We start from the raw sequence: 19,383 nt of genomic DNA on the forward strand, positions 1-19,383 counted from the left end.
ATGAGCCTGCTATCAGGGCCGGGTCGCCGTGTTTCGCCGAAGCCGTCGGGCCTGATCCTGATACTGCCGCGCTTGATGGCCGCGCCCCAGGGTTTGGTAGAGCGCGGCCAGGTTGTCGAGCACCAGCAAACGCTGCTCCAGCGGCGCCGAGGGTTCGGCCTTGAGCAGCGTGTTGGCTTGCAGGTACAAAGGTTCCGCCTGTCCGTAGCGGCGGCGCAAGTACAGCGCTGAAGCCAGACCATTCAATGCGTCTGCTTCGAGTAAGGTGTCATGGTGCCGTTCCAGCAGGGCGAGCACCTGTCTGTAGGTTTGCTCCGCCTCATCGTATTGCTGGCGGGCGAGTTGGGTATCGGCAATGCTGGCCCGGATCTTTGCCTCCTCGATACTGCCCACGCCAAAGTGTTCTTCCAGCAGCGGTAACAGCTGACGATAGTGATCCTCTGCTTGCTGATAGTTTCCCTCGGAGTGTAAGGACAGGGCCTGGTCGTTAAGGCTTTGAACCCGTTGCGGGTTCACGGCCAATACCGGTGCGCTCAGCGTGAACACCAATATCAGTGATAACGGTTTGAGGGTCATGCTGTTTCCTTCGATCAGGCCGTCGTTGTCGGTTGGATCCGGGCGGGAAGCACGGTCCGATAACCATGATTCCCGCACCTGGCGATCCGCGTCAATGATACCGTGAAGGACTAGTAGCTGGCGGGAGCGTATTCGAAGGTCCAGCCCGGCTTCTCCGCGATCTCGAAGGTATAGGTCATACCGATCAGGGCATTACCCGGGTCATAGGCACCCTCGGGAAGCTCCGGGTCGGGGCCGACGTCACGCATGACCTCGTCGGCGTTGGCCGGTGCGGTGAGGATGAGACTGAAATCGATGCTTTCACCCCGCCTGATGACCTGCCCTTCGGTGAGTCCGGAGAATTTTCCGGAGAAGGCTTCGGTACCGCTTCTTCTCGGCGCGCTGGCGTGAACCTTGATGATGGTGTAATTCCCACCAAAGGCGGTCAGCCGGTAGTTCTTGATGGCATTGTCGCCCTCGACGAGTTGAAAGGCGGTTATCGGAAACGAATTGTCGGCGTGATCCCAATAGGGGAAGGCGCGTTGCCGTGGGGCATCGCCGGGCATTCCGGTAGCGAAACCGCTTTGTGTGACACGGTCCCAGCTGTTTATCTCACCGGCCGAGTGGTAATCCTCCAGTAAAAGACTGGGATAGTCAGCGCGTTGCACCGCGTTGAAGTTGAGGCTATGAGGCTCCGAAGTATCGATGCCGTCGCTGACGATGGCGGTGGCGGTGTAGGTGCCGGCAACGAGGGGTTTGCCCGCTGTGAAAGTGGCATCGACGCTGGCATCGGGCAGTTCGCTGCCAGCCGGTTGTTGCAGCGTCCACAAGTAATAGAGCGTATCGAGATCCGGATCCACCGCGTTTTGTGTATAGAGCAGAACCGGCTCGCTGCCATCATCGATCACGTAGGGCTGATCAGCATCGTTGAAGTGGGTGTTGCGACGGCGATTCACCAGATGATCGTTGTCGTTGCTGATGCTATCGATCACTGGCGGGTTGTTTTGCGACTTGACCAGGATTCTTCCGTAATAGGTGGAAGTGAGGTTGCTGGTCACACCATGGCTGTCGGTAACGGCCAGAATAACGATATAAACACCGGCCTGGTCCGCGACGATGCCGGCGCGGGCGTTATTCAGCACCGTGCCGTCGGTTCGGGTCACGTTCTGGTACCGCAGTTGCGCGGTGCTGCCGTCGGGTTTGTCCAGCAGATGCCAATGGTAGGTCAGGGCGTTGTCATCGGGGTCGGTACTTCCGGAGCCGTCGAACCAGCCGGTCTGCCCCACCAGGATAGTTTGCGAGTCCACCGAGATACTTGGAGTGGGTGCGCGGTTGGCGCCGGTACGGGCGATGAAGGTACGGCGTACCGGCTCACTGTCGACCTCTCCGTCATTGACGGTCATCTCCACCGTGTACTGGCCTTCCACGGTGGGTGTGAAACTGAATGAGCCTTTGCCGGTAAGGTCTTCCGCGTCGTAGCCCGCGGGGGTGCTGATCCATTGGTAGCGGCGATTGCTGCTGCCGATGTTGGTGCCATCGATGTCGTAGGAACTGCCGCTGGACCAGACCGTGCCGCCCAGCTCCACTTCATCGGTGGGCACCGGAGCAATAAAGCCGACACGGGGTTTGCTGTAGAAGGAAGCCACCGGTGGTGTATTTTCCGCACTTTCCGGTTTGGTGACGGTAATGCTGGCGGAACTGAGGTTGCTGATGGATGTGCCGTCGTGGACGACCAGGTAAGCGGTCCAGGTACCGGCGACATCCGGTGTCAAAGTGGGGCTTGCGGTATCGTGTCCCTGCAAGCCGTTGTCCAGCGTCAGCTCTGATCCATTGGGTATCCAGATGGCGGCGGGAGCGGCGTCATTACCCGGGCTCATCAGGTACCAGCGATAGCTGAGCTGGTCGTTGTCGGCATCGCTGCTGCCGGTGCCATCCAGGGTCAGGGTTTGGCCGCGCTCAATAGTGTAAGGGCCGCCGGCATCGGCCATCGGTTTGCTGTTGGCGTTTCCGGCGACAATGGTGACGGTCAGAGGCGCGCTGGTTTTTTCCTGGTAGCTGACCGTCAGGATGGCGGTGTAAGTACCGGCCACATCCGCGTAGAAGCTGGTCAGGCCGGTGCCGGTTTGTGCCAGTGATGCGGTACTGCCGGTGGGCAGATCCTGCAGATGCCAGTTGTAAATCAACTGAGCGGCGTCACCACCGGTAGGCGGTACACTGCTGTTGCCGTCCAGCATAACGGTGGTGCCGATCAGCACATGGTGCTCGGTTTCGGCGATGGCCACCGGGTCAGGATTGGTGGCGGTGATGATGACGGCGTCATGGCCGCTGTCGGCGGTGCCGTCGTTGACCACCAGATCCGCTTCGTAGGTACCGGGCAGATCGGTCACGAAGGTGGGTTGCGCCCCGGCCTCATCGGACAGCGCGGCGGTGCTGCCAACCGGTTTGCTGGCCAGGGACCAGGTGTAGCTGAGGGTGGCGCCGTCGGTGGGTGAGCTGCTTTGCGTGCCATCGAGGGTGACGGTGGTGCCCATTTCCACGGTCTGATCGGGGCCGGCGTTGGCGATGGGGCGGGGCGTGGAATCACCTCCTCCGCCACCACCTCCGCCGCCACAGGCGGCCAGCAGTAAAGAAGCGCACAACAGGGCGCAGAGTGTTTTCAGGCATTGCATGGATCGTTCTCCATTAAGTTGTGCAGATAATCAGAATTTCATTGTCAGGCTCAGCCGCGCGGTGCGGCCCGGCGCCGGCACCAGGCCAAGACTCAGGGCGTCCAGGTAGTACTGGTCGGTAAGGTTGTCGATGTTGAAATCGATGATCAGTGACTCGTCGTATTGCCAACTCGCGTACACATCCACCAGGCGGTAGTCGTGCCAGGGCACCGGCTGGTTAAAGCCGCGCGAGGTGTCGTCGTTGAATGGCGGTGTGGGTGTGCGTTGGCCCATGAAGGTGACGCGGGAGCCGATGTCCAGACGTCTTTTGAACAAGCGCGCGCCGAGGGTGACGCTGGCGTGCCACTTTGGCGGGATCATGTTGTTGAAATAGGAGTTGGCCACGCCGTAGTCATTGCAGCGTTCGCGCCGATAACTGCCGTAATGGCAGACCTCGATATGATCGTATTTGCTGCCGCCAAGTTTGGTATAGGCAAAGCCGGCATCGTACTCCAGGGCCAGCTCGGTGCCGTGCAGTGTCACGCTGTCAATGTTGCGCATGACGAAAATCTGGTTCCCTTCCTCCCAGAGATTCTGCGAAGTGCGCGTCAGATAGTCGTGGGTGACATTGCGGAAACGTGACAACTTCAGTGCCAGACGGTCATCGTTCAAGAACAGATCGCGGCGCAGAATGTTCATGCCAATCTCTTTGTTGACGGCGCGCTCGGGCTTTAACGGCACATCGAGCGCCGGTTGTACCGACCAGCCCTGAGTGGCCTCGAACAGGCTGGGCATTCGCAGGCCTTCGGCGTAGCGGGCGTAGAACTGCACGCCGTTCATCCAGGGCTCCCAGGTCAAGCTGGCCACCGGAGCGCTGCCGCTGTTACGGGTACGGTAACGAATCGGATCACAGGCGCCGTCGCCGTTGTTGTCCACGCAGAAGACGCTTTCCACGTAAACGGTCTCGATGACGTTGCCGTCGTCGTCGTAGAGGTTCTCTTCCCGGCCTTGCGGTACCACCAGTTTGTGATCGTCGGTTTCCGCGCGCAGGTAACGGATGCCCGCGTCCAGGGTCAGAGCGGGATGCGGTTGCCACTGCCAGTTGAAGAAGGCGCTCAGTTCAGTACGGTCGCCGATGCGGCCGAAACTGGCGTTACTGATCGGGGTGTCGTCGTCGCTGCTGGGAAGATCGGTATCGATTTCCTCTCTTTGCGCGGTGAAACCGTAGCTGAGGGTATGTTGCCCCCAGCGGTCGAACAGCGTCTCGTTGCCCAGATCGGCTCCCCAGCGGTCGTAGCGCTCCGGCCTGGGCGTGTCCGAAAAGCCCTCGTAAATGTCTTCGGAGTAACTGCGGTTTAGCGAGCGGGTGTGGGTGTGCCAGAGGTTGAAATCCAGATTCAGCCAATCCTGGTCCAGAGGGTTCAGGTTGTAGCGGCTGGTATAGGTATGGGCGGTGACGGTGCTGTTGTCGGTCTGTTTGATCTGCTCCAGCCAGATTAGCTGGGAGGGCATCAGCTCGCCGTATTCGCTGTCGTAGCGCTGGTAACCCAGTTCCCAGGTCTGATCGTCGCCAAGGTAGAGATTGCTTTTGAGCAGCAGGGTGTTGCTGCGATTGTTGCTGTTGACCACCCGTTCCTCGCCGCGAAAGCGTGCGATGCCGTCGCGTACGGCGGTCACCTCGGTATAGAACGGCAGCTCGCGGTAACTCAGTTCCACTTCGGGTGTGGGGCCGTGGGCCCCGGTATAGTAGTTACCCTGATTGCGTTGGGCGTAGGCGGCGATCAGATCGAAGTGCTCGAAGCGGCGCGCGGTGGCGATGCTGCCGGCCCAACCGCGCATGTCGAACAGCCCCGGCCGGTCCATGCCCTCCGGGGAACCGAATGAATCGGGCAGGGCGTGCTCGCCTTCACAAAGACTGGGTACCGCGCAATCCGTGCGATAAGTCCGGCCCGTGCCGTTCATGCCGGCGACGGTACCGGCCGGGGGCGGGGAGCTGCTGTTGCCCATGACGCTGCCACGAAGCCGGATGCCCCAGTCCTTGCCGGGCTTGATGATGTCATTGGCACCGATGGTGCGCATGCTGACCACGCCACCGGTAGCGCCGGCGCCGTCGGCACTCATCACTGGCCCTTTTTGCACTTCTATTTCGGAGATCAGGTCCGGGTCCAGATAGGTACGCGAGGAGACACCGGCATAGCCCCGGTAAACCGTGGTTTCCTGGCGGGCACCGTCGACCACCACCGGCACCCGCCCCTGACCCTGCATGCCGCGGATATTGATATCCAGGCCGCCGCTGTTACGGTTTTCGCCCACCAGTACGCCCGGGGTGCCCTGGAAAATATCGCCCACCGAAGTGCCGCGAAATCGCTCGATGTCTTTCTGCTCAATGACGTTGACCGAACCGGCGGTGCGGTAAACCTGATCGGCCTTGGCGGAATGCCCTTGCACCTGGATTGGTTGCAAGGTGAAAGCATCGGAGGTGGCTTCCGGGATGGACTGGATGACCCAGGCGCCGTCGCCGACCGGAACAGCTCGCAACTTACTGCCACGCAACAGCATCGACAGGGCTTCGGCGGGGCGGTAGTTCCCGGCAAGCGCGGAGACGTTGATACCCTGTACCAGACGGTCTTCGTAGGACACGGTGACGCCGGCCTGGCGCGAGTAAAGATCAAGAATATCCCCAAGATTCCCGGCGGGAAGACGGAACGCCACCACCTCGGAAGCCTGTGCCGTCGCCGGCATGGGCTGCCCCAGCCACAACAGCGTGGTGAGCAGAATCAGAAAGGACTTGAACGGTTGCGGCATCGAAACGGTTTCCTTTTCTCCGGCCATGTATTGTCTGAGCCGAACGAAATCGAAAAACCCGTAAACGAAAATGAGACTTTTTCGTGTGTAAGAGAAAAGGGATTATTACAAGGCCATAATGTTGTCGTCAGGCGTTCCCCAACGGCACGATTTCGGCCCACCAGCGGGTGAAGTAGCGGACTTCCGCGTTGGCGGAGCGGGCCATGGCTTCCAGGGCGAGATCGGTGTCGCTGAGCTGGTATACGCCGGAAGCAAGGAAGTCTTCCAGACGGGAATCGCAGCGCAGGACGCCGGTGCGATAGCGCGACAGTTCCTCCAGCAGTTCCGCCATCGGCATGTTGCGAACGGAGAATATGCCGTCCACCCAGGCACTGTAATCGAAGCGCCGACCATCCACCGCGGTCAGACCGGTATCGCTGATGCGGAAAACCTGGCCACCTTTTACCTGCGCCGGTGAACCGGCCAGACGCGGCCGCACCGTGACGTCCCCTTCAATCACCTGCACCAGAGTATGTTGACGTTCCCGGCGCACCAGGAAGCGAGTGCCCAGCGTCGTCAAGGAACCCTGTGGGAAGTGCACTTGCAGCGGTCTCGCGTCCGTGGCGGTGTGCAGATGGATTTCGCCGCGGGACAAGTGCAGATGACGCTCGCTGTCATCGAAGCGTACTTTGATGGCGCTGTCGGTATTCAGCCAGAGACGGCTGTGATCCCGCAGAAGGTATTGATGACGCTCTCCGGTTCGTGTCGCATAGTCGGCATCGAGACGTTGCACCAGGCCTTGGTCAACGGCCAGCCAGCCGAGGCTGGACAGGCCCAGCGCGGAACCGGTGATCACACTCAGAGCCTGACGGCGGCTGAGCCGGCGCCTTTCCTCATCGGTCCGGTGTAAAGTGGTGCGCGCCAATGCCGGCGCCTTGCCGGCGGCATCGTGAAAGACGCTGTCCAGTTTGCCGAGACGTTGCCAGGCCAGTTCATGGGCGGGGTCGGCATCACGCCAGTGCCGGCAGGCTTCTTTATCCGATGTTTGCGCCAGGCCGGATTCCAGACGAATGCGCCAGGCGATCGCGGTTTTGATCACTGACTCGGTCAGTGATGGCGCACTCTGGCCACCGTTTGACTGTTGATGGGTTCCGTCTCTCATAAATCCGGCCGCTCCACATAGGCGGCGGTGTAGCATTTGAGCATGGCCTTCGCCATGTACTTCTCCACCGACGACAGACTGATGCCGAGCCGCTCGGCGATCTTACGATAGGGCAGACCGTCGAGGCGTGACATCAGGAAGGTTTTTTTCTCGATCGGCCTGAGGCCGTCGAGCAGATTGTCGATACGTTCCAGTAATTGCAACAATTCCCACTGGTCTTCGGGGGACGGTTGCTCCTGCTCGGGCAGGGCGGTCAGCAGGGCCAGGTAATTTCGTTCCAGTATCTGCCGCCGGGCCTGATCAACGACCAGGTTGCTGGCGGTTTTCGCCAGCCAGGCGCGGGCGTTGCGGATGCCGTGCGGGAGTGCCGGACGATCCAGCAGACGCATGAACGTATCGTGCGCGAGATCCTGGGCATTGTCGGCGCCCCGGGTGCGCCGCAGCAGCCAGCGGACCAGCCAGGCATGGTGGTCTTGATAGAGTTTGGAAAATCCCGCTTGTTCAGACGTGTCGCCATCCACGGTCAGGTGCCCCCGGTTTTCCCAAGCCAGTACGAAGCAAAGAGCCCTACATTAGATGAAAGTGATTCTCATTACAATATGAAGGATTGAGAACAACAAAGGGGGATAGCCGGTAGGGCAAGACGGGAGGACAGAAGTAGAGACGGACTGAAACCGGGAGCCGGGTGATTCCGGCTCCCGATGCTCTATTACTCCATCTGTCCCGGTTCGCAGTCGGTCCACTGACTGAGAACGCCCCGGGAAGCTTCCACCCAGTTTTCGTAGACGAAGGTGGCCTGGGGGATTTCCTTGATCCGGAAGGAGAAATGGAAGCCTTCCGCCAGATCGTCGGTGCGGATGCAAGGGACCGGTGGCATCCAGGTGCTGAAGTTCAAGGTCTCGCCCTGTTTGATTACCTGACCTTCTCGCACTCCCTCGAACCAGGGAGTGAGACTCTCCAGGCCGCCGTTGATATGGCTGGCCGCCACATCCACCACGGTGTAGTCACCGTCCACCGCGTCAATGGACCAGACTATCCTCCTGGGTTCCAGAACCGGACGCAGATGGAGGGTCGTGCCGTAGCCGTAAGGCGGGATGTTCTCGTAAGGCAACGGATGCAATAGCGCGTCTCCTTCGCTCCAGCTCTTCAGCAGAACCCCTCGGGCGTTTTCCATCGGCTCGATATCGACGTTGAAATCATAGGGCGCGGCGTCCTCGATGCCGTCGCTGGCGAGGTAACGGAACACATAGGTCCCGGGTTTGGTGAAAACGGCCCCACGGGTATTCGGGCAGTCGGCTTCACCGGGATCGCTGGTGAAGTCGCCGCCTTCCGGTGCGCTGAGCATTTCCTCGTGGGTGTAGATCTTGTCGCCGTTGGCATCGACCACCAGCGGTGAAAAATGCAGGGACATGCAAGGCAGCAACTGATAGAAACTTTCTCCTGGTGCCAAGCTGCCCCAGTTCCGTTTCCAAATGACGCGGCGGATTTCCGGCGGATTGTTGGCCAGTTTGGCGATACCGCTGGCCTCGGCCGGGCTGGCACCGGTCAAGCCGCGATCATCGCGGGCCACCACGCGAACGGTATAGGGGCCGGGCACATCAGTGAGTACCCGGGCGCGACGATACTCCTGACTTTCCGGCTCCAGCACCGCTTCCACCACCGCCTGGCTGCCGTCCGGCCGGTCCGCCAGTTCCCATTCGAAGGTGAGCGGATCCAGGTTCGGATCACTGCTGCTGGCGTCGAAGATCAGCGCGTTGCCGACCAGCACGGATTGTGCCTGGGCGGTGACGCCGCCGGTGGCCGGACGGCCGTTGACGTTACCGATTTTCGCTTCCATGGTGGCTTCACGGGTGATGCTGTTGACGCCATCGGAAACCGTCATGCGCACGCGATAAAGGCCGACTTTGTCCAGCTTCTGGATTTTTTTACCGAGCGGTTCCCAGGCGCCGATGTCCACCAGCTCGGCGGTGCTGCCGGCGGGTTTTTCCAGTAGTTCGGCGTTGGTGATCTGTAGCGGATCGCCTTCCGGGTCATAACCGATGAAGGTGAAATTGGCGCGCAGACCCACTTCCTGTTCGTTGTAGCTGTAGGAAGGGAAATAACCGGTGGCTTCGAGGTCGCCGATCGGCGGGTTATTGATGCTGCCGTCCTCCGGTCTTTCCACGGTGACGGTGACTTCCCGTTCCTCGCTCTTCCAGGTGCCGTCGAAAACAAAGAAGTCCAGTTTGTAAGTGCCAGCGGCTTCCGGAGTGAAGCGCACGATGTCGGTGGTGCGGCCCCGCAACGGCGGGATCGGTACACCGTCGGGCTCGGCGTCCGACCAGACCCACCGGTACTGCAGGGCGGCGCCGTCTGGGTCGTAGCTGTTACCGCCATCGAGCACCACCTCCTCGCCCAGGTTCACGGTGCGATCCTCGGCCACCGCCACCGGCGGTGCGTTACCCGCCGACACCGTGACCACCACATCGGCCGGTTCGCTGGCGACGCCGTCATGGCTGACCACCAGTTGCAGCAAGTAGTCGCCGGCGACGTCCAGATTCAGGGTGGCCAGGGCCTGGCCGGCGCCGGTGAGAAAACCGGCACTGCCATCGGGGACCTGTTTCAGCGTCCATTGGTAGGACAGTGTGCCGCTTTGTCCGGTCGGCGGCTGGCTGGCGCTGCCGTCCAGTCCCAGGGTTTCGGTGCCGAGCCGCACGCTGTGCCGGGGTGCGGTGATCGCCACCGGGTAGGGGCTGGTGGCGACCAGGGTGACGCGGGTCGGGGTGCTCTGGATGGTGCCATCATCGACCACCAGGCTGGCGACGTAGTCACCGGGAAGATCGGCGTTGAAGGAGGTGGTCGTGGCGGCGGCGCCGCTGAGACTGGCGCCGCTCTCGGCGGGTTGTGAGACCAGTTGCCACTGGTAGCTGAGCGTGCCGCTTCTGGGGCTGCTGCTGTTGCTGCCGTCCAGTTGCACTTCCACGGGGCCGTCGGCCAGCGAGAAGGTGGCTTGCGTCGGGGTCAGCACATCAATATTGGCGGTGGGGCGGGCCGGGGCGTCGCTGCCACCTCCGCCGCCGCCTCCACAGGCGGTCAGCAGAAGTGCCACGACCAGCGTGCCGGGTCGGAGCAGAGAGGGTTTCATGAGCGGATCTCCGTGTCGGATGCGAAGCAATCAGAATTGAAGGGTGAAACCGAGGCGGGCGGTGCGGCCGGGCGCCGGCACCAGGCCCAAACTCAGCGCGTCCAGGTAATAGCGGTCGGTGACGTTGTCGACGGTCAGATCCACCGACAGCGTTTCGTTGTGCCGGTAGTGAACAAACACATCGAGCAGGTTGTAGTGGTGCCAGAGCACCGGCGGGTTGAAGCCGGTGGGGGCGTTGTAGCGCGGGATGCGGTTGCGCTGGCCCATGAAAGTGCCGCGCGCGCCGAGCTCCAGCCGCCGTTGCAGCAGCCGTACTCCGAGCGTGGTGCTGGCGTGCCACTTGGGCGGGATCATGTTGTTGATATAGCTTTGCGGTAGCCCCCAGTCGCTGCAGTAATAGCGCACATAGCTGCCGACATTGCACACTTCGATATGGCTGTAACGGGTGCCGCTCAATTCGGCGAACCAGGCGCCGGCATCGTAGGCGAGATTGACCTCCCAACCGTGGAAGTCGGCACTGTCGATATTGCGCAGGCGGAAAAAGTCCAGGCCGTTACCGGTTTCCCAGGCGTTGGGCTGAGTCCGGGTCAGGTAGTCGTCCACATGGTTGCGAAAGTACGCGACTTTGAAACGCAGCTTGTCGTTGGCGGCGAACAGGCCGTCTTTCAGATAGTTGAGTCCGAACTCGCGGTTGATGGCGTGCTCCGGTTTCAGCGGAATATCCAGCGCCGGACTCACCGACCAGCCGGACGTGCTTTCGAACAGACTGGGCATGCGCAGCGCTTCCGCGTGGCGGGCGTAAAGCTGCAGACCTTTTACCGGCTCCCAGGTGAGACTGGCGATCGGCGCGCTGCCGGAATGGTGATTGCGATAGTGAACCGGCGTGCAGCCGCCATCGCCGTCCGGTACACAGGCGGGATCGTTCGGCGTTAGCGGCAAGGGGTTGTTGTCCTTGGATTTGAAGCGGGTATAACGGGTTCCGGCTTCCAGCGTCCAAGCCGGCCAGGGTTGCCATCGCACCGAAGTGAAGGCGCTGAATTCATCCCGTTTGCCGCTGCGGGAGCCGTCGTAGAAACCGGTGGCTTCGGGGGTATCGGTGTCCATGTCCTCCCATTGCGCGGACACTCCGTAATCCAGTTGCAAGGTACCGAACGGATAGAACCGCATGCTGTTGCTCAGATCGGCACCGTAGCGCTGATAGTCGTCCGTGCGCGGGGTGTTGTCGGCGATATCCACGGAGCCTACCGCCGGCGTATTCAGGTGGGAGACGGTATCGGTATGCCACAGATGCAGGCGCAGATCGGCCCAGTCGTGCGCCACCGGCTGCCAGTGGTACCGCAGGGCGTAAGTCTGATTGAGTACTTCGCTGTCCAGCCATTGCCGGGCCTGACCGAAGGAGCGGATCTGCGACGGCATCATCTCGCCGAAGGCACTGTCGTAGCGCAGATAACTCAGCTCCACGCTTTGCTCCCGGGGTAAAAAGAAGCGGCCCTTGAGCAGTACCGATTCGCTGCTGTATTGCGTGTTCGGGATCCGTTCACCGGCACGGAACGGGGAAACGCCCTCGCGGCTCACCGGCGTCTCGGTGTACCAGGGTAACTTCTCCGGTTCGCCCACGACGATGTAAGGGGTCGGTCCGTGTTTGCCGGCGTAGTAATTGCCCTGATCGCGCTCGGCGTAGGCGGCCACCAGGTCCCCCCATTCGAACCGTCGTGCCATCGCCAGACTGGCGGAATGGCCACGGAAATCCAGCAGGCCGGGACGGTCCATGCCGTGCTCCGGCGCGAAGCGGTCCGGCATCAGGTAGCGGTCTTCGCAGTAGGTGGGGAAGCGGCAATCGGAGCGGTAGCTGTTACGCGGCAGATAGTAACCGGCATGGGTGCCGGCGGCCGGCGCCGTGGAATTGTTGCCGATCAGGCTGCCGCGCAGGCGGATCCCGCTGACTTCGCCTGGGCGGACGACGTCGTCCGCGTTCAGCGTGCTGACACTAACCACGCCGCCGGTGGCGCCGGTGCCTTCGGCGGTCATCACCGGGCCTTTGTCGATACGAATACTGCCGATCAGATCCGGGTCTATGTAGCTGCGGCTGGAGACGCCGGAATAGCCACGATACACAGTGGTTTCCTGGCGGCTGCCATCAATCAGCACCGGTACCCGGCCTTGTCCCTGCATACCACGGATATTGACATCGAGGCCGCCGGAATTGCGGTTCTCACTGACCAGAACCCCGGGCGTGCCACGAAAAATATCACCCACCGAGGTGCCGCGAAAACGCTCGATGTTATCGCGCGTGATCACATTGGCGGAGCCGGCGGTCCGATAGGGCGTATCGCTGAGACGGGTGCTGCCCTGGACCTGGATCGGCTCCAGTACCAGAGCATCGCCGGTGGGGGCGGAGTAGATCACAGCGGCGTTGTGGCCGGTGCTGCGCCAGATCAGATCGGTGCCATCCAGCAGCCGGGTCAGCGCCTGTTCGGGCGAAAGATTTCCGCTGACGTCGCGCGACCGGCGCTGGCTGGCGAGTTCGGACGCCACCGAAATCTGCCAGCCGGATTGGCGTGAAAACGCATTGATGGCGGAAGCCAGGGATTGCGCCGGAATATTGAACGGATGCCGATTCCGGTCGCCGGCTTCGACGCCGGAAACCGGCACCGATTGCGCCAGGACCGGCATTGGCAGGGCGGCGGCAATACTGGTAAGCAGCAGGCAGCGTGTCAGCAGCTGCATCATGTGAGGCTCCTGTCTTGAAATCGAGAATGAGATCGATTCTCTTAAAGTTCAAAGACGGAGAGCCCGGCGGCTTTTCCCAACCGTTGGGAATTTTTTTAGAAAATAATCAGAAAAAGTAAGTCCCGGCGTGGACCGGGGCCACCGGCCGCTTTTCCACTAATGGGTGACGATCCGCAACAACGGTGACAAGGACAGCAGGCGACCTTGATGGGCGGCGATCAGATTATCCAGAGCCTGATCAGGGACGGAAAGGTCATAGGCGCCGGTGACACGTTTTCGGGCGAGGGCCTCATCGGTCAGAAGAATATGGCCCTGATGGTAGCGCTGTAACGTGGCCGCCACGTCGGCGACGGTGGCGTCGTGCACGAACAGCCGGTTGTCGCGCCAGCTGGCCACGTCCTCGATGGCCACGGTCGACCGTTCCACGGTGCCGTCATGAAACAGGGACATTTGCTCACCGGGCTGCAACTGGCCGAGCAAACGCGGCGCCGATGAGCGGGCCTGTTCCAGCTTTACTTTGCCGCTGGCCACACTGACGGTGTCCGACAGGCCGCCGATGGCGACGTTGAAACGGGTACCCACAACCGTGACATCAAGATCCCGCGCATGGACCACGAAGGGACGCCCGGGGTCGGGGGTAACATCGAAGAAGGCTTCTCCGCGCAGCAAGGTCAGATCACGGGTGGCGGCGTCGAAGTCGGTGCTCAGGGCGCTGTCCGCGCCGAGATAAACGGTGCTGCCGTCGGTCAGAGTGATGGTCTGGTTGGCCGCGGTACCGGTGATGTGGTCGGCCCGCCAATGCAGAATCGCCGAAGGCGCCACCGCGAGCAGCAGACAAGCGGCCACGGCCAGCGCGGCGATACGCAGCGGTAAACGTCGCCGCCGCGAAGCGGGCCTGGACGCCGGCGCTGCTTCCACGCTGGTCTCTGGCGCCGCCCGCAGCAGTTGCCAGGTGCGCCGTGCCTGCTTCCAGGCGTCGCCATGGTCCGGGCTGGTGTCCAGCCAGTGACGATGCCGTTGCTGCAGATCGCTATTGTCGGGGTCGTCCTGAAGCCGCAACAGCCAGTCCATCGCCTCGCTGATGTGCCGCTCCCGGTCCGTGCGCGGTGGCTCCGATGTCATCCAACCTTTCCTGCTGTGTAATGCGCCGTAGGGCCTGTTCACATTGTACATGACGAATGAGGGGCGGGTTTTAATCATCATCGGTGGTGTCGTCGCTGGCGGACCGGTTGGCCCGGTCGAGATGAAGCGCGATCCTGACCAGCCCCTGGTGCACCAGACGCTGTGCCGTGGAGGTAGAGACATTCAGTGTCCTGGCGATATCGTGCAACCGGGCCTCGCCCAGGCGATGCATCTCCAGTGCCTTGCGAGTGGTTTCGGGGAGCGCCTCCAGAGCCTTGCGCACTTCATCGAGTTGTTGCGTGTTGAGCAGGCTGCGTTCCGGCTCGGGCAGGGGGCCTGGCGCCATCCAGGCGTGCGCGGGCTCGTCGTCATCGTTGTGGTGATAGCGGTTTTCCAGGCTCAGCCGACGGGTCAGATCGGTGGCCAGATTACGGACGATACGATAGAGGTATTGTGCTGGTTGCCGGGGAGTGGAGGCGCTGGCGAATCGCAGCCAGGCATCCTGCACCACTTCCTCGGCGGTGGCCCGGCTGCCGGTGAGCGGTGTGGCGTAGTTGATCAAGGCCGCGCGATGCTCCAGGTAGACCTTGAGTTTGTCGTTGTCGCCATGCATGGACGATGCCCCGGGCCCTGAAAAACGCGCTGAAGGTGTTCAGTGTGGCTGCACTTTATTTTTAATGAGAATCATTGTCAATTGAGTCTGAAGGGAAATGTTCTCTGCTCTCGTTCAGCGCATCAATGCCGCCAACCTCAAGGAGGCCCACCGGCGCATCGAGTCCGGCAAGACCATCGGCAAGCTGGTGCTCGCCGGCTGGGAGTAGCGGCGCGCTTTCTCCAGGAAAAATTGGGCAAGGCGGACCATCAGGCCGTTTGCTTTTTCTTGACCGACACCCACATGGTAATCACCATCCGCGCCACAACCTCACCATGGATATTTTGAACCTCCACCCGGGTGCTGAAATCGCCTGAATCCGGCCACTGCCCGGGAAGCTCGGCCCGGGCCACGGCGATCAGATCGGTTTCCGCCTTTTTCAGGTACTCCACCTCCATCCCCTTGGGAATCCAGCGGTGGGTGGCGGGTACGCTGATCTCGGTCATGGTGCCGCTGGCCAGTTCCGCCATGTTGCACATGGCGATGGCGTGGACGGTCCCCAAGTGGTTCTGGACCGAGCGGCGCTTCCTGATTTTCACCTCCCCATATCCTGGCCGCAGCCCGGTGATCAAAGGCCGAATGGTAGCGAAGTAGGGTGCCTTGAAGCAGACCCCCCGGGTGAACAGGATCTTGCCCATGGGCAGATCACTCAGCTTGTTATAGAGGACCAGAGTCGGGTGGATGCTTTCATTCATGGCACAGGCTCCTGTGAGATCGGATACGGGCGAACCTTGGCGATCTGTTAGAATGAATAGAATCCTAATCTAGAAAAATATTCTAGAACAATATTCCAACCAGGCCAAAAGGCAGTACCTATGGAATCGGCATTTGAACGGGTTGAGCCCGGTGCTCGCAGAGCCAACAAGCGGCATATTCTTAATTGCGCACTCGAATGCTTTGACGAACAGGGCCTGGAAGCGACCACCATCGATACCATCCGTCGGCGTTCGCAGAGCAGCATTGGCACCATCTATCACCATTTCGGCAACAAGGAAGGCCTGGTGGCGGCGATCTTCCTGGCCGCACTGGACGACCAACTGGCGCAGATCGAACCGGCAATGCAAGAGGCCGGGAACCCCCGGGGGGCCATAGCGGCGCTGGTTACCACCTATATGGCCTGGGTTACCGAGCAGCCCAAGCTTGCCCGTTTCATGTTCCAGGCGCGCGCTCTGGTGGCGGCCGGTGGCTTCAAGAGCGAGCTGGACGCCCGCAATAAGCGGCGTTTTGGCAGCTTGCTGACTTACCTGGTCGAGGGGGTGGAAAAGGGGGACATTCGGGCCTTACCGAGGGAAACCTATGCCTCTCTGTTGATCGGCCAGTCCGAAAACTATTGCCGGGCCTGGCTGTCCGGGCGAGTCAAGGGGGCGCCGGTGGAGCACGCAGAGGTGTTTGCCGAAGCGGCCTGGCGGGCGGTGTCGACCTGAGAGAGGAATGAGTTTGGGTTTCATTTGTATTGACGCAGATCACAGGCACACACTAACGTCGAGGACCACGGCCCTGGCGATCACTCCGCCGCGGTCGAGCCCCGTCTTCCTGGCATGGCATTCCGCAGTGAAAATAAAAGTAAGATAAATTCCAATCTCGTTCGTCTTGATAGTACAGGACGGTTCAGCCGGGGTGCCGCGCGCCGCCGGGAACCGCCATCCGATCCATCAGACAGGACGAACGAGCATGTCCAACGCCCTCTTATCCACCTTCCTCAAAGACGGTACTAGCCAGGAGCATGAACGGCTCGACAGACGCATCATGACGCTGGCGCCGTTCGCGGACCGTGAGCGCTACACGCTGTTCGTGCGCACCCAGACCCGGCTGCAGCGGGTCGCCTCTCCGCTATATCAATCGGAACGCCTGGCCCGGTGGCTGCCCGGCCTCGCCGCGCGTGACCGGCTGTCGGCGGCGCTGTCCGATTGCGCGGACCTGGGCGTTTCGGTGGGAGCGCTGGAAGACGACAGGCGCGCCGCCGAAGGGGTCGGTGCCGGCGATGATTACGCCGCTCTTGGCTGGCTTTATACCGTGGAGGGTTCCAACCTGGGCGCCGCTTTCCTGCTCAAACACGCAAAAAGCGAGCTGGGGTTGTCCGAGACGTTCGGTGCCCGTCACCTGGCCGGCCATGACGACGGCCGCGGACTGCACTGGCGCCGGTTCAAGGAGGTCCTGGATGCGCTGATGCTTTCCCACGATGAGCGGCGACAGGCGCTGCAAGGCGCGCTCGACGCCTTCGGCTTTGCCCGCGAAGGCGTCGAGGTGCTGCTGGCCGGTGCCGTGGTGGACGTGCAGTGACGGGGGCGATGATGAACACCAAGGTCCTTTTCGTCGCTGCCTTTTGCATCGCCGGTTTGCTGGGTGTCGGGCAGGTCCATGCGCAGGAAGACGCGCGGCCGGCGGTGCCGCCGGAAACCGCTGCCTCGGAGGCGCCGCTCCTGGAATCCACTGAGGAGGAGACCGCGGCTGGCGAGACTCCGGATGCCGCCGCGCCGGCCGTGGAGTCGGTGACGGAAACCCATAATGATGGGCCGGTGCTGCCCCATGATTTGTCGCCGTGGGGCATGTATCAGGCCGCTGACCCGATCGTCAAAGCGGTGATGATCAGTTTGCTGCTGGCGTCCCTGCTGACATGGACGGTCTGGGTTTTCAAACTGGCGCAACTGTTTCGCGCGCGCCGGCGCGCCGGCCGGGTGCTGGCGGCCCTGGTGGAGGCACCGGATTTTGCCGGCGGTGCCCGCCATGCGGCTACCCGTAAGGGCGATGGCGCGACCCTGGTGCGCGCCGCCGAACACGAACTGGTGCTGTCCTCGGGCGGGCCGGTCACCGACGAGGGGCTCAAGGAACGGGTGGCGGCGCGGCTCGACCGAGTGCAGGTGGCCGCCGGCTCTCACATGAACAAGGGTACCGGTATCCTGGCGACCATTGGCGCGGTGGCGCCGTTCGTCGGCTTGTTCGGCACGGTATGGGGCATCATGAACAGTTTCATCGGCATCGCCCGCACCCAGACCACCAACCTGGCGGTGGTGGCGCCGGGCATCGCCGAGGCGCTCCTGGCCACCGGCATCGGGCTGGTGGCGGCGATCCCCGCGGTGATCATCTACAACCATTTCGCTCGCTCCATCACCCGCTACCGCGCCCTGCTGGGCGATATCACCACTGCTCTGATGACGCTGATCAGCCGGGATCTGGATCGCCACCATCCCCAGGCCCGCGCGTTGGCGGCGGCCGATAAGGAGGCCGTGCCGGGCGTGGTGCCGTTGCAGCGGAGCGGCGGCTGATGGCTTTCAAACCGCAGGGCGACGACGCTTCCGAATTGCCGGACAACCATGACATCAACGTCACGCCGTTCATCGATGTGATGCTGGTGTTGTTGATCATCTTCATGGTGGCGGCGCCGCTGGCCACGGTCAGCGTACCGGTGGATCTGCCGGCGGCGGTGGCCGAGCCGCGCCCGGCGGAGCCGAAACCGCTTTACCTCAGTGTGCAATCCGATCTCACGCTGACCCTGGGGCAGGATCAGGTGGTGACGCTGGAGACCCTGATCCCGGCCTTGCGGGATGCGCTGCCGGATCAGGAGCAGCGCATTCTGCTGCGCGCCGACAAAAGCGTGCCCTATGGTGAGTTGATGCGGGTGATGAACCGGCTCAGCGAAGCTGGATACCTGAAAATCGCCCTGATCGGCGCGGACAAGCCGGCGGATTCCAGGCCATGACGTTGTTGGCGGGACCCGACATGGAATCCGGCAGGCGGCAATGGCCGGCATGGGGGCTGGCGCTGCTGGTGGCGGCGATGGCCCATGGGCTGGTGGTGTGGGGATGGCTGTGGCATCCCCGTCAGGAGGCGTCGGTATTGCCGGCCGCGGCGCCACAGGTGGTGGAGGTGACGTTGATCGCGGCACCGGAGACACCGGAGGCGTTACCGCCTGGCCCGAAGCAGGTGGAGGCGGCACCTTCGGAGCCGGAACCGGTGGTGGAGCCGGAACCCGAACCGCCGCCACCGGTACCGAAGGTCAAAGCGGAAGTGGCGTTGCGGGAGAAATCCGAGCCGCCGAGGGAAAAACCGGAGCCGGAAAAAAAACAGACCCGACCGCAGCGAAAGGTCTCACGGCAGTCATCCGAGCAGGCCGCGCCGCAAACCACGGCCCCGGCGGCGGTGCCCGACGCGCAACCGGGTGAGGTGGCCGGCGCGCCGGCCGTTGGCGCGCCCAGTCAAAGCGAGATCAATGCCCGCCAGCGCTGGCAGAGCCTGCTGCGGGCCCATCTGGACCGGCGCAAGCGGTATCCGCGGCAAGCGCGGATGCGCCAGCAGCAGGGCGTGCCCTGGGTGTCGTTCACCATGAACCGGGAGGGCAAGGTGCTGAGCGTTTCGCTGTCCCGCTCCAGCGGCGTGGAAGCGCTGGATAAGGAGACCCTTGCCCTGGTGCATCGCGCGGAGCCTCTGCCGATACCGCCGGCGGAGGTGAAAGGGGAGCGGCTCAGCCTGACGGTGCCAGTGGAGTTCTTCATAGATCGCTGATTATCGGTACTGGCCGGGCGGTTTTTAATATTGAGAATTGTTATCATTCATGCCGAGTGGGCCCGCTGAGGCCGCGCTCGCTGATTCGTCTTATTCCAGGGATGCC

15 protein-coding genes are annotated in these 19,383 nt (G+C 62.1%); 5 read left to right on the top strand and 10 right to left on the bottom strand.

Annotated features, from left to right (window positions below):
* Window positions 1-12 precede the first annotated feature (12 nt).
* From B5T_RS06700 to B5T_RS06745, 10 genes are all read right to left on the bottom strand, one after another.
* Window positions 13-576, bottom strand: a complete 564-nt coding sequence (locus B5T_RS06700) for a tetratricopeptide repeat protein (RefSeq protein WP_041716917.1) — start codon at window positions 574-576, stop codon at window positions 13-15.
* 110 nt (window positions 577-686) lie between these two features.
* Complete coding sequence (locus B5T_RS06705; RefSeq protein ID WP_014993729.1) at window positions 687-3,224, bottom strand: PKD domain-containing protein; 2,538 nt, start codon at window positions 3,222-3,224, stop codon at window positions 687-689.
* Between the two features lie 30 nt (window positions 3,225-3,254).
* Window positions 3,255-6,008 carry a TonB-dependent receptor gene (locus tag B5T_RS06710; protein ID WP_014993730.1) on the bottom strand — a complete coding sequence of 918 codons (2,754 nt, stop codon included), beginning with the start codon at window positions 6,006-6,008 and terminating at the stop codon, window positions 3,255-3,257.
* A 127-nt stretch (window positions 6,009-6,135) separates the two neighbouring features.
* The gene (locus tag B5T_RS06715; protein ID WP_014993731.1) at window positions 6,136-7,149 is read right to left on the bottom strand and encodes a FecR domain-containing protein; all 1,014 of its coding nucleotides are present in this window, start codon (window positions 7,147-7,149) and stop codon (window positions 6,136-6,138) included.
* Complete coding sequence (locus B5T_RS06720; protein WP_014993732.1) at window positions 7,146-7,670, bottom strand: sigma-70 family RNA polymerase sigma factor; 525 nt, start codon at window positions 7,668-7,670, stop codon at window positions 7,146-7,148. The genes B5T_RS06715 and B5T_RS06720 overlap by 4 nt, the downstream gene beginning before the upstream one ends.
* Window positions 7,671-7,858: 188 nt before the next feature.
* Window positions 7,859-10,273, bottom strand: coding sequence for a PKD domain-containing protein (locus tag B5T_RS22235; protein WP_014993733.1), 2,415 nt, complete (start codon window positions 10,271-10,273; stop codon window positions 7,859-7,861).
* A gap of 30 nt (window positions 10,274-10,303) precedes the next feature.
* Entirely contained in the window at window positions 10,304-13,003 is a 2,700-nt protein-coding gene (locus B5T_RS06730) for a TonB-dependent receptor (protein ID WP_014993734.1), read from the bottom strand.
* A gap of 156 nt (window positions 13,004-13,159) precedes the next feature.
* Entirely contained in the window at window positions 13,160-14,125 is a 966-nt protein-coding gene (locus B5T_RS06735; RefSeq protein ID WP_014993735.1) for a FecR family protein, read from the bottom strand.
* Window positions 14,126-14,195: 70 nt separating this feature from the next.
* On the bottom strand, window positions 14,196-14,738 hold the full coding sequence (locus B5T_RS06740) for a sigma-70 family RNA polymerase sigma factor (protein ID WP_014993736.1): 543 nt from the start codon (window positions 14,736-14,738) through the stop codon (window positions 14,196-14,198).
* A 248-nt stretch (window positions 14,739-14,986) separates the two neighbouring features.
* Window positions 14,987-15,472, bottom strand: a complete 486-nt coding sequence (locus tag B5T_RS06745) for a hotdog fold domain-containing protein (protein ID WP_014993737.1) — start codon at window positions 15,470-15,472, stop codon at window positions 14,987-14,989.
* A gap of 120 nt (window positions 15,473-15,592) precedes the next feature.
* Between B5T_RS06745 and B5T_RS06750 the strand changes: the two genes are divergently transcribed.
* From B5T_RS06750 to B5T_RS23735, 5 genes are all read left to right on the top strand, one after another.
* Window positions 15,593-16,201, top strand: coding sequence for a TetR/AcrR family transcriptional regulator (locus B5T_RS06750; protein WP_014993738.1), 609 nt, complete (start codon window positions 15,593-15,595; stop codon window positions 16,199-16,201).
* Window positions 16,202-16,448: 247 nt separating this feature from the next.
* Entirely contained in the window at window positions 16,449-17,057 is a 609-nt protein-coding gene (locus B5T_RS06755) for a biliverdin-producing heme oxygenase (RefSeq protein ID WP_014993739.1), read from the top strand.
* Window positions 17,058-17,068: 11 nt separating this feature from the next.
* Entirely contained in the window at window positions 17,069-18,040 is a 972-nt protein-coding gene (gene exbB / locus B5T_RS06760; RefSeq protein WP_014993740.1) for a tonB-system energizer ExbB, read from the top strand.
* On the top strand, window positions 18,040-18,474 hold the full coding sequence (exbD, locus tag B5T_RS06765; protein WP_014993741.1) for a TonB system transport protein ExbD: 435 nt from the start codon (window positions 18,040-18,042) through the stop codon (window positions 18,472-18,474). The genes exbB and exbD overlap by 1 nt, the downstream gene beginning before the upstream one ends.
* Window positions 18,471-19,277, top strand: a complete 807-nt coding sequence (locus B5T_RS23735) for an energy transducer TonB family protein (RefSeq protein WP_014993742.1) — start codon at window positions 18,471-18,473, stop codon at window positions 19,275-19,277. Before exbD ends, B5T_RS23735 begins: the two co-directional genes overlap by 4 nt.
* Window positions 19,278-19,383: the final 106 nt, after the last annotated feature.

Source organism: Alloalcanivorax dieselolei B5, from assembly GCF_000300005.1.
Classification (GTDB): domain Bacteria; phylum Pseudomonadota; class Gammaproteobacteria; order Pseudomonadales; family Alcanivoracaceae; genus Alloalcanivorax; species Alloalcanivorax dieselolei.